The sequence below is a fragment of the Serpentinimonas maccroryi genome (assembly GCF_000828915.1).
GTDB lineage: Bacteria > Pseudomonadota > Gammaproteobacteria > Burkholderiales > Burkholderiaceae_C > Serpentinimonas > Serpentinimonas maccroryi.
Genome location: NZ_AP014569.1, coordinates 2,144,070 through 2,155,818 on the forward strand (window position 1 = coordinate 2,144,070; position 11,749 = coordinate 2,155,818).

At 63.7% G+C, this 11,749-nt stretch carries 8 protein-coding genes and 1 tRNA gene; 6 read left to right on the forward strand and 3 right to left on the reverse strand.

All coding sequences use genetic code 11. The features are described from left to right. Positions 1 to 298: 298 nt before the first annotated feature. Positions 299 to 1,228 (forward strand): polyprenyl synthetase family protein, encoded by a 930-nt coding sequence (locus tag SMCB_RS09885; RefSeq protein WP_045536695.1) that lies wholly within the window; start codon positions 299 to 301, stop codon positions 1,226 to 1,228. A 52-nt stretch (positions 1,229 to 1,280) separates the two neighbouring features. Continuing rightward, positions 1,281 to 1,357, forward strand: a tRNA-Pro gene (locus SMCB_RS09890). Positions 1,358 to 1,866: 509 nt separating this feature from the next. Here the strand turns inward: SMCB_RS09890 and SMCB_RS09895 are convergent. The 3 genes from SMCB_RS09895 to SMCB_RS09905 are packed head-to-tail and all read right to left on the reverse strand — an operon-like array spanning position 1,867 to position 4,187. After that, positions 1,867 to 2,724 (reverse strand): hypothetical protein, encoded by an 858-nt coding sequence (locus SMCB_RS09895; RefSeq protein ID WP_045536697.1) that lies wholly within the window; start codon positions 2,722 to 2,724, stop codon positions 1,867 to 1,869. A gap of 16 nt (positions 2,725 to 2,740) precedes the next feature. Continuing rightward, positions 2,741 to 3,379: a helix-turn-helix domain-containing protein gene (locus SMCB_RS09900; protein WP_045536699.1), complete on the reverse strand. Its 639-nt coding sequence runs from the start codon at positions 3,377 to 3,379 to the stop codon at positions 2,741 to 2,743. 19 nt (positions 3,380 to 3,398) lie between these two features. Then, complete coding sequence (locus SMCB_RS09905) at positions 3,399 to 4,187, reverse strand: TIGR04255 family protein (protein ID WP_045536701.1); 789 nt, start codon at positions 4,185 to 4,187, stop codon at positions 3,399 to 3,401. Between the two features lie 174 nt (positions 4,188 to 4,361). Here SMCB_RS09905 and SMCB_RS09910 point away from each other — a divergent pair, with 174 nt between their 5' ends. The 4 genes from SMCB_RS09910 (at position 4,362) to SMCB_RS09925 (ending at position 11,662) form a co-directional block, all read left to right on the forward strand. Then, entirely contained in the window at positions 4,362 to 5,963 is a 1,602-nt protein-coding gene (locus SMCB_RS09910) for a Fic family protein (RefSeq protein ID WP_045536703.1), read from the forward strand. Between the two features lie 63 nt (positions 5,964 to 6,026). After that, positions 6,027 to 6,731, forward strand: a complete 705-nt coding sequence (locus SMCB_RS09915; protein WP_052468495.1) for a nuclease-related domain-containing protein — start codon at positions 6,027 to 6,029, stop codon at positions 6,729 to 6,731. A 462-nt stretch (positions 6,732 to 7,193) separates the two neighbouring features. Beyond that, positions 7,194 to 8,090, forward strand: a complete 897-nt coding sequence (locus SMCB_RS09920; protein ID WP_045536707.1) for a WYL domain-containing protein — start codon at positions 7,194 to 7,196, stop codon at positions 8,088 to 8,090. Positions 8,091 to 8,092: 2 nt separating this feature from the next. After that, positions 8,093 to 11,662 carry a helicase-related protein gene (locus SMCB_RS09925; protein ID WP_045536709.1) on the forward strand — a complete coding sequence of 1,190 codons (3,570 nt, stop codon included), beginning with the start codon at positions 8,093 to 8,095 and terminating at the stop codon, positions 11,660 to 11,662. The last annotated feature ends 87 nt before the right edge of the window (positions 11,663 to 11,749 follow it).

Here is an 11,749-nt window from a genome sequence, read left to right on the forward strand (position 1 = left end):
TCGTCTTTTGAGCCGAGTGCAGCCCAAAGCTGCATCCACCCCGCTGGCTACGGACCTAAAGCGCCAGCAGCCAAAGCAACACCACCCGCAGGCAGCTGTTTTTGGCAAAGACCGCCATGATAGCACAGATCGGCTTTAGCCGCACCGTTCAATCAGGCCTGAGGGCCTCTTTATAATCCTGACTATATTTTCATCGCTACGCAAAGCACCCGATTCATTGAGCGCCGTGCCCCCTTCCGCCACCCACACCCCTGCCACCGCCTCCCCTGCTCCTGCCCTGGCGCTGGTCGCGGATGACATGCAAGTGGTCGATGGCGTGATCCGCCAACAGCTGGGCAGCGAGGTGTTGCTGGTGGGCCAGGTGGCCGAATACATCATCGGCGCCGGCGGCAAACGGGTGCGCCCGGCGCTGCTGCTGCTGATGTGCCAAGCGCTGGGCTGCACCGACGCCCGCCGCCACAGCCTGGCGGCGGTGGTCGAGTTCATCCACACCGCCACCTTGCTGCACGACGACGTGGTCGATGAGTCGGCCCTGCGCCGCGGCCGCGACACCGCCAACCACCTGTTTGGCAACGCCGCCAGCGTGCTGGTGGGCGATTTTTTGTACTCGCGCGCCTTCCAGATGATGGTGCAAGCCGGGCTGATGCGCGTCATGGACGTGCTCGCCGACGCCACCAACGTGATCGCCGAGGGCGAGGTGTTGCAGCTGATGCAGATGCACGACGCCGCGCTCGACGAAGCCGCCTACCTGCGCGTGATCCGCGCCAAGACCGCCAAACTGTTTGAAGCCAGCGCCCGCCTAGCCGCCATCCTGGCCCAGAGCGACGCCGCCACCGAAGCCCACTGCGCCGACTACGGGCAGTCGCTCGGCGCCGCCTTCCAAGTCATCGACGACGTGCTCGACTACGAAGGCGAAGTCGATGAAATGGGCAAAAGCCTGGGCGACGACCTGCGCGAAGGCAAGGTCACGCTGCCCCTGATCTGCACCCTGCAACGCTGCAGCCCCAGCGAAGCGGCCCTGATCCGCGCCGCCATCGAGCAAGGCAACAGCGCCCAGCTGCCCGAGATCATCCAAATCGTGCGCCGCAGCGGCGGCTTGGCCGACGCGCGCTTGGCCGCCCAAGCCCAAGCCCAGCGCGCCATCGCCGCCGCCCAAACCCTACCGACCAGCCCCGGCCGCGAGGCTTTGATACAATGGGCGGCTGCACTGCTGGAGCGCCGCTCATAGCACAAACCGCCCCCTAGGCACGGGGTGCGTTGCAAGGTGCACAGTCCACACACGGGGTGTAGCTTAGCCTGGTAGAGCGCTACGTTCGGGACGTAGAGGCCGGAGGTTCGAATCCTCTCACCCCGACCAGAAATTTCCCTGCAAATCAATTGATTAAGAGATCCTCAAGCGGGTGCTCTTTCATTTCCAGTGCAGCCTGGTGGCAATTTCGTGGCAATTTCTGCCCGTTCGCCCCACTTCTGCGCAGGAAGGCTAAAACGCTTCCCATAAACCTTGCTCCACAACTGACCTGCCCCCATTGACCGTACCATTGTTTCGGAGAAGTCCTGGGGGTTGAAGGTTAATCGATTTTTTGTCTTTGAGGCTGGTCAGCAGCACCGCCAGCGCGCTGGCGGTGCTGCTGGGCGAATCGTACCGGCGGGATACGCCCTAGGCTGCTGTGTGGCCTGACACAGACTGCGCCACAAAAGCAAAAAGGCGACCGTTTTGAGTCGGTCGCCTTTTCGGGATGCATCGGTAAACTTTTGATTTACCTAGAATTTTTGTGGCGGTGGACTTTGCTCAAAGAAAAAACGGGGGCCTACAACCCGTGCGGGTTTGGGTGGAATCCATCGTGTTGGCGCGGCAATCCCGAGCCCCTACGCCGGCATTTCACCCGCCGGCAGAAAGTCGCCTTGATCGCCATCTCGCAGGCTGATGTGCTCCAAGCGCCACTGATCCACGCGGCGCAGATCAGCCAGCGTCAGGCGCGTGTCTGCCACGGCTTCGCAAGCGTCGAGCGCGATCTCCGTGGCAACGTCGGGTTTGCCGTAGGTCTTTTCGAACATCTCGCGCAGCTGCCCGGCGACCCGCTCAGCCGACAGCCTCGCTTCGGTGCCGCCCTCGGTGGCGTCGTAGACAACGGACACTGAGAGCGCGTAGGGCTCGCCCTCGGCCGCTTCTGCGCCTCGCTGCTCGCCCAGATCGAAGAACAGTCCGACCAGATGCTTCGCGTCGGGCTCCAGAATCTTGGCGATCAGCTGCTCGACGGTATGCTTGCCAGAGCGCTTGCGCAGCCGCTTCTCGAAAGCATTGGGGAAGGCCGGTCGGCCGTATCGCGCGGCAAGCCATTGCTTCAGCGCACGCTTTGCGTCAACCGGCAGCGCGTGGCTGTGGTCTTTGGCTGCGCTCCCGGCAAAGTCACCTTTCGGCACGCTGCGGCGATCAGCATGCCGGAGCTCAAGGATCAGCGGCGCAGCATCGGTGGCCTCGTAGGCGAGGTGGAGTCGTCGCGGGTTCTTGGCGTAGGAGAGCTGTGGGTCAGGCTTGGGGTCCTTGACGACCAACTCGGCGATGATGACCTCAACGCAGCGCTCGCTGTCATGCACCAAGTCGCAATCATGGGTGATGACGATGACGCGGCGCCCTTGGTCGTTCGCACTGACCAGTTCCAATGCAGCAGCGGCCTCGCAGCTTAGAAGATCGCCCTGTCGCCAGTCGGTATCGCGCGGCAGCATCCATCGCCCCCCAATCCTATCGCTCGAGGGACCCGGGAATGGACATCTCGGTACGCCAATCATCCGAGGGCTGCGCTTTCGACTTCGCCAAGCCTGATCGGTCGTAGGCCGCATCCATAGCCTGGGCTTCGGCGATCAGCGACTGGATGTGCGATGGTAAGAGCTGCCCGGCAGCAGCGAGATCCATCAGGGACCGGCCCTCAAAGGCCTTCATCTTCAGCATGGAAGGCGCACGGGCGACTCGGGCGTCTCGGAAAGCGTCGGCGGCATGACTGAGGGCGTGAATCCGCTCCAACTTGTCAGGCTCGGGTGTTGCCTCGCCGCCGATCCACTTGTAGACCGCTTGCCTGGAGACGCCGAACACCGTGGCCAGATCGGCGATGGCCGAGTTCAACACCTGGCGGATGTTGCCGAGGTGCTCAGAGGCAGACCGCAGGTCAGGGCGTTGCTCTTGGCTGTCGTCAGTCATCCCCACATCGATGTGGATGGGAACGCGCGCCTCCAACATCCTGCGCCATTCCCTAGCGTGAGAGATGTCGAAAACGCTGCCACTGCCACCCGCTGCAAAGCCGATCAGCGCAAAGGCGGTGGCAGCGGCCCCGATAGGCGAGGCGAGCGGCACCGTTCGATTGGAAGACGGGGTCGAGGTGTACATGGCGTCTGTTTAGTCTGGTTCAGGCCCACGCGGCGCGTGCATGATCCGTCGTCGTCGCTCCGAAGGCAGACTTGATGGTCGCATGCAGCGAGAGCAACTGCTCACCCAGCTTGTCCAGATCGATCGGCATGCGGCCTTCGACAAAATGGTCTGTATCGATGACCGCGTGCGCCCAAGGCTCTTTCAGATCGAATTTCGGATCGATCATCAAGCCGTTGGGCTGCATGTCCGGCGGGAACCCCAAGGGAGCAGTCATCCTGTGCACCCGGGTCACGAGCGTCCCGGTCTGCACCAGTGGGCCAGAGTCCGTGCCAAAGACGGCTTCCGTCAGTCCGTAGCGCAGCTCGGCATTGAACTCGAACCCATGCAATCCGCTGACGAGATACTGCTCCACGCTCTCACCGGCGCGAGGCCACACGGCATCTAGGTAGCGAAGGCCCAACCGACTGACGTGATCGAGGGTTGCCACCTCATGCACGGCCGCCAAGCCGCGCAGCAACTCCGGGATGAACACATTGTGCGTATCGTAGTGGGTGGTGTGGTAGGTGATGGCCGACGGTGCGAGAATGAACCCAGCCGTTCGATCACCGCGGGTGAGGAGCCACTGAGGCGCCTGCGCAACCTGCGGCTCTGCTTGCAGCGCTAGGCCGGGCCCCGGCACAACCAAGTGCGTGACCTGTTGCGACTCGAACAACGGATAGCCCTCGCGCCGCAGACGATCCTGGATCTGATCCACGTACTTGGACATCGCGGCAACAGGGTTGAAGCGCGCCTGCGCGAGCGCGTAGTACACCGGCGCGTTCGACATCCTCTGGCTCACTGCTAGACTCCGATCATTGCTTGGTTGACGACTTGGTTGACAGTTTACACCATGATTGACATGTGCCGGCTCCCCCCAGCGGCCACTGTAATATTTTTGAGCGACTTCCTGCTTGTAAACATGTTTTTGAGCGCCCAAGCACCTTTTTGCGCATAATCGGCCATGGAAACGCAAAACCTGCTCGGGGGCGCTTGGTTGGTGGCTCGATATGGCATCGAGATCGTCATGCCCTTGGCGGTGCACAGCCGCATCGGTGGCCGCCGCACCACGGTGCAGTTGGCCGATGGCACCCAGACCGAGACCTTTGTCGAAGCCATGCGGCCCAGCGCGGATTTGCGTGGGCATCTGACCTTCCACCTCAAGCACGAGGTCTTGCACCTGGAACTGCTCTGGCGCTTGTGCGCGCAGATCGATGCAGGCGAACTGGTGCGCTGGATTGAGGCCGAACCCAGCGGCCTTTACGCCAGGAAGGCGGGTTTTTTGTACGAATGGCTCACCGGGCGTCAACTGGATGTGCGCCTGCCCATCGCCGGCCCCTATGTGGACGTGCTCGATGCGCGCAAACTGGTGGCCGCAACCCCCGAGTGCTCGGTACCCAACCGCCGCTGGCGCGTGCGCGACAACCTGCCCGGAACGCCCGCCTTTTGCCCCATCGTGCGCAAGACCGGGGCTTTTGCGGCTGCGCTGGCGATCGATATTGCGCACCTGCTGCACGAGCTCGAACTCGAGTTTGGGGAAGATCTGCTCGTGCGCTCGGCGGTCTGGATGACGCTGCGCGAAAGCAAATCGAGCTTTGCCATCGAGGGCGAGGCCGATCAAGCCGATCGCATCCAGCGCTTTGCCGCTGTGCTGGCGCGGCGCACCGGACAGGGAGCCTTGCCACTCGATGAGGCCGCGTTGGCGCAGCTGCAGTCCGAGATTCTGGGCCAGCGCACCACGCTGCAGCGCTGCGGCATCCGCCAGTCGCCGGTGTTTGTGGGTGAGGTGCACCGTTACCAAGAGCTGGTGCACTACGTGGCCCCACCGGCAGACGAGCTACGGGCCATGCTCGACGGGCTCAGCGCCTTTTGGCAGCGCACCCAGGGCCAGTCGGCGCTGCTGCGCAGTGCCGTGCTGGCTTTTGGTTTTGTCTATATCCACCCGCTGGCCGATGGCAACGGGCGCGTGCATCGGTTTTTGGTAAACGACGCCTTGCGCCGCGACGGGGTCGTCAAAGAGCCGATGATCCTGCCGCTCTCGTCCCTGATCACCAGCGACGCTGCAGAGCGGCGCGCATACGACCGCATCCTCGATACGGTCTCGAGCCCGCTGATGGGCGCTCTGTCTGGGGCATACGCGTTTGGCCCGCAACAGACGCTTTACCCCGACGGCATTCGATCGAATTTCGTGTTCACGGGTGAGGCGGTGGCGCGGCCGGTCTGGCGCTACCTGGATTTGACGCCCCACGTGGTCTATCTGGCCGATGTGCTGGCGCGCACCATCCGGGTGGACATGCGCAATCAGTCGCGCTACCTGCGCAGCCACACCCGGGCCCGGGCGGCGATCAAGGACATCGTCGAGATGCCTGACGCGCAGATCGATCGCGTCATTCGCTCGATCGAGGCCAATCAAGGCCAGTTGTCGAATGTGCTGGCCAAGGAGCTGCCCTTGCTGGCCGAGCCCGGCATCTGGCCGTCCATCGTGCAAGCCGTGGCGCGCGCTTTTGCTGGCTTGCAGACTGGCATCGCCACCAAGCCCAACCCCGCTGGCGCCATCGACGAGTAAAGGTGGCCTGAACCGGATTGTTTGGCATCATCGATGCCGTCACAAGACCCCAAAGGAGTGCAGATGTCATTGCTGTCGGTGTTCAAAGGCTGGCTGGGTGAAGCGCAGGGGGCGCTGGCGCACCGGCTGTTCTTGGACGACAAAATCTATCACCCGATCAACAACGTGACGATTCCGACGGCCAACGGCAGCACGCAAATCGACCACGTCATCGTCTCGCGCTTCGGTCTTTTTGTCGTCGAGGCCAAAAACATGAACGGCTGGATCTTCGGCGACGAGCATGGCAAGCAGTGGACCCAGAGCCTCTACGGCAAAAAGCACCAGTTTCAAAACCCGCTGCACCAGAACTATCGGCACACCAAAGCCTTGGCCGAGTTTCTGGGAGTCGACCACGACAAGCTGCATTCGGTCGTGATGTTCTGGGGCGAGGCGCAGCTCAAAACCCAGATGCCACCCAATGTGATGACCGAGGGCTACGCGACCTACATCCAGAGCAAGCAGACCGTGCTGTTCTCGGATGAGGAAGTGGCCCAGTTGATCGAGGCGCTTCGTACCGGGATGTTGCCCAAGACTTGGGCTACCCGAAACGCCCACATCGCGTCGTTGCAACAGCGCCACAGCAGCACCACCACCTGTCCGAAATGCGGCGGGGCACTGATTCAGCGCACAGCCAAATCAGGCCCCAACGCAGGACGCCCCTTCCTCGGCTGCACGAACTTTCCTAGGTGTCGCCACACCGCTGCCGTCAATGAGGGCAAGTCAGTTTGACTCTGACCTGCTCGCATCAGAACCCATGCGGGTGACCAACACCGGTTGCTCTGACCCGCGTGGCGTCGCGAAATCCGGCAACAAAAAAGCCCAACTGATAGCGGCTGGGCTTGGGATGGTGGTGGTGGAGTCCACACCATAAAGAAAACGCTGATCCACGGCCCTGCGGAAGTCAGCGGATAGATCGTAGTGATTGAGGGCAAAAGGGGGGGCGCTCAGTGCTCCTCGCTGCACCTCGACACGCTCGCCGCCCCCCGGCGGGATCTGTCCGGTGAGCACCGGCGACGACAAAACTCGACCCTCCCGCTGCGCTCGTCAGGCAGTCGTTGGCATGGAGTCGCGGCCTGCATCTTCCATATACTAATTATTTTGCGCTGCACATCGGCGTGTTTTGCTACTGCTTGACATTCGTTTTTGATATGTATATGATTACGCAAAAGCTACTGAAACCAGCACACAAACATGTCCAGCGACCGACTCCCGGAGATGACTCAGGCGCAACGCGATCGGCTTGCGTTCGTTGATCTGCGCCTGCGGTTCGTAGGTGAGATCCGCCGCCAGGATCTGGTCGCCCGCTTCGACATCCAGGCGGCAGCCGCCACACGCGACATCGCTCAGTACAAGGAGCTGGCGCCGCGCAACCTCGAGTACGACACCAAGGGCAAGGTCTACGTCCGGGCCTCGTGGTTCCGGCCGCTGTTCGACTTCCCCGCCGAGCGCGTCCTGACTTGGTTGTCGGAGGGATACGGCGACGGCGAGCCGATCCGCTGGAAGGGCGTCGTCCCGCAAGAAGGCACCGCCCTGCCGGCCCAGCTCGACCTAGAGATGCTTTCCGTCCTGACGCGGGCGATCCATCGCAACGCCGCTGTCGAGGTCTCCTACCGCGCGCTGTCGAGCGGGCTGACCACCCGGGAAATCGCGCCCTTCGCGCTCGCCAACAACGGCCAACGCTGGCACGTGCGCGCTTTCGACCGCCGCAGCGGCGAGTTCCGGGACTTCGTCCTAGCGCGCTTGGCCGACGCCAAGATGCTGCCCGGCCCGGTCAACGAGCACGAGCTGCCTGCACAGGACATCCAGTGGAACCGGGTCACTGAGCTCGAGCTGGTGCCGCACCCGGCCAACGTCCAGCACCCCGACACCATCGAAGCTGAGTACGGCATGGAGAACGGCGTGCTCAAGGTCCGGGCCCGTGCCGCGATGGCTGGCTACCTGCTGCGCCGCTGGAACGTCGACTGCACCGAAGACCACAGCCTCAAGAGCGGTGAGTTCCATCTCTGGCTGCGCAATCGCCAGGCGCTGTACGGTGTCACCAACCTGGTGCTCGCCCCGGGCTATGGCGAGACAGGCAAGGGGAGCTGAGCGTGCTGAAGCTTGAACAGATCCAGAAGAACGCAGCCATCTCGGGCCTAGAGCCCGGGCAGGTGGTGCGCATCGTCACCACCGAGCTGGTCGGTGACAACGCCCTGACCGTCTACTACAAGACCGCCGACGGCAAGCTGCTGGAGCGGATGCTGTTCCGCACCGACGAGGCCAAGCTGTCGCTGGCTGAGTCAGGGCGCCCCTGGGCCTTCGATGCGCCGGGCGAGGATTTCAAGCTCGCGGCCGAGGCCTACCGCATCCATTTGGCCCACCTCTTCGATCCGATGATGGCGGTGCACACGTCGAACGTGGAGCCGCTGCCGCACCAGATCACGGCCGTCTACGAGTCGATGCTGCCGCGCCAGCCGCTGCGCTACGTGCTGGCTGACGACCCCGGCGCCGGCAAGACCATCATGGCCGGCCTGTTCATCCGCGAACTGCTGATGCGCGCCGATGCCAAGCGCGTGCTGATCGTCGCCCCCGGCAGCCTGGTCGAGCAGTGGCAGGACGAAATGTTCGAGAAGTTCGGCCTGACGTTCTCGCTGTTCTCGCGCGAGCAGGTCGAGCAGTCCCGCAGCGGCAACCCCTTCGACGACATCGACCTGATGGTCGCCCGCGTCGACCAACTTTCCAGAGCAGAAGACCTGCAGGAAAAGCTGCGCCTATCTCACTGGGATCTGGTGGTCGTCGACGAAGCGCACAAGCTGTCGGCCAGCTACTTCGGCAACAAGATCACCAAGACCAAGCGCTTCCAGCTGGGCGAGTTGCTGGGCTCGATCACGCGGCACTTCCTGCTGATGACGGCCACGCCACACAACGGCAAGGAGGAAGACTTCCAGCTCTTCATGTCGCTGCTGGACGCCGACCGCTTCTACGGCAAGTTCCGGGGCGGTGAAAGGTCGGGCGCGCATAAGGTGGACGTCTCCGATCTCATGCGCCGCATGGTCAAAGAGGACCTGCTCAAGTTCGACGGCACGCCGCTGTTCCCGGAGCGCCGGGCCTACACCTGCAACTACCAACTGTCCGACCAAGAGGCCGCGCTCTACACCGCCGTCACCGACTACGTAAAGACCGAGTTCGCCCGCGCCGACCAACTGGCCGACGGTGGCCGCAAAGGCACGGTCGGTTTCGCCCTGACCTCGCTGCAGCGCCGGCTGGCCTCCAGCCCCGAAGCCATCTACCAGTCGCTCAAGCGTCGCCGCAACAAGCTCAAGCGCCGGGTCGAGGAAGAGAAGCTGGGCCAGCGCGGCAGGTCGCTGGCCGAGACGCTCGTCGGCACGGGCACCAACGGTGTGCCCGATGACATTTGGGAGTCGGCCGATGCCCTGTCGCCGGACGACTACGAGAACTTCGAAGAAGCGGTCGTCGACCAGGCCACGGCCGCCCAGACCATCCAGGAGCTCGAGGCCGAAATCATCATCCTCGAAGACTTGGAAGAGGAGGCACGCAAGGTCGTGCATTCCGGACTAGACCGCAAGTGGGACGAGCTGTCGCGCCTGCTGCAAGACACGCCCGAGATGCGCGACTCCGTGGGTCGCCAGCGCAAGCTGATCATCTTCACCGAGCACCGTGACACGCTGAACTACTTAGTCACCAAGATCCGTGGCCTGATCGGCAGTGAGGAAGCCGTGGTGATGATCCACGGTGGTGTGAGGCGCGAAGAACGCCGCAAGGTGCAGGAGCTGTTCCGCAACGACCCGACCGCGCGCGTGCTTGTCGCCACTGACGCGGCCGGCGAAGGCGTGAATCTGCAGAACGCCAACCTGATGGTCAACTACGACCTGCCCTGGAACCCCAACCGCCTAGAGCAGCGCTTTGGCCGCATCCACCGTATCGGCCAGACAGAGATCTGCCACCTGTGGAACATGGTGGCCGCCGAAACGCGCGAGGGCGACGTGTTTCAGCGGCTGTTCGAGAAGCTGGAGATCCAGCGTGAGGCGTTGGGCGGCCGTGTCTTCGACGTCTTGGGCGAGGTGTTCGAAGACCGCAGCCTCAAGGACTTGCTGATCGAAGCCATCCGCTACGGCGCCGACCCCGAGGTCCGAGCCCGGCTCTTGCGCCGTGTCGAAGGCGCGCTGGACACCCGCCACCTCGAAGACATCATCAAGCGCAACGCCCTGTGCGAAGAGGTGATGGACGAGAAGCGCCTCTACGCCGTCAAGGAGGAAATGGAGAAGGCCGAGGCCCGCAAGCTGCAGCCCTTCTTCATTCGATCGTTTTTCACCCAGGCCTTCCAGCAGCTGGGAGGCGATCTGCGCCCGCGTGAACCGGGCCGCTACGAGATCACCAACGTCCCGGCCATCATCCGCGAGCGCGACCGCCAGATCACCGGGCGCGACCGCCGCAATGCCGACCCCGTGCTGCGCCGCTACGAGCGCGTCTGCTTCGAGAAGCAATACGTCCGCGTGCTTGACCGCGTGGGCGCGCCCGGAGCGTCGATCTTTGCCAGCCTGCTGCACCCCGCCCACCCGCTGATGCAGTCGGTGACCGACCTGGTGCTCGAAGCCCACCGCAACAAACTCAAGCAAGGCGCCGTGCTGGTGGACCCCGCCGACATGGGCCTGACCCCGAAGGTGATGTTCATCATCGACCACTCGGTCAAGGAAGGCGCCGGCTCGACGCACGTGGTATCACGCCGCATGCAGTTCGTCGAGATCGACGCCAAGGGCAACGCCATCAACGCCGGCTGGGCCCCCCACCTCGACTTGGAGCCAATGGCACCGGCCGACATGGCGCTGATCGAGGATGTGCTGGCCGCTCCCTGGATCGCCAAGGACTTGGAGCAGGTCGCGCTGGTCCACGCCTCCACGCACCTCGTGCCCGAGCACTTCGGCGAGGTCCGTGCCCGCCGCGAGAAGACCGTGGACAAGACGCTGGCCGCGGTCCACGAACGCTTGGTCAGGGAAATCAGCTTCTGGTCCGACCGCTACATCAAGCTGCAGGACGACATCGCCGCCGGCAAGGACGTGCGCCTGACGCTGGAGAACGTCCGCCGCACCATCGACGACCTCACCGCCCGCCGCCAGACGCGCGAGCAAGAGCTGCTGGCCATGCGCCACGTCGTCTCGGCCACGCCGGTGATTCTGGGTGGCGCGCTGGTCATCCCCGCCGGCCTGCTGCTGCAGCGCAAGGGCCAGCCGGGCTGGACGGCCGACGCCGCCGCGCGCGCCCGCGTCGAGCAGATCGCCCTGCGCGCCGTGATGAACGCCGAGCGCGCGCTGGGCCACGAGGTCATCGACGTGTCGGCCCAGAAGTGCGGCTGGGACGTGACCAGCCTGCCCAAGGTCCATCCCGGCTCCCACGGCAAGCGGCCGCCCTCGCGCCACATCGAGGTCAAGGGCCGCGCCAAGGGCCAGACCACGATCACCGTCACGCGCAACGAGATTCTCTACGGCCTCAACCAGACCGACAAGTTCATCCTGGCTATCGTGTTGGTGGACGGTGAGCAGCACGAAGGGCCGTTTTACGTGCGCCAGCCCTTCACCCAAGAGCCCGACTGGGCGGTAAGCAGCATCAACCTCGACCTTGACCAATTGCTGGCCAAGGCCGTCGCGGCGGGCGCATTGCCATGATGGCCTTGCAGACGCGCCTAGAGAAACGCCTCCACGAAGGAGGCGTCGGGCCAAGACTGCTCGCCTTGGCGGGGCACAAAGGAAAAC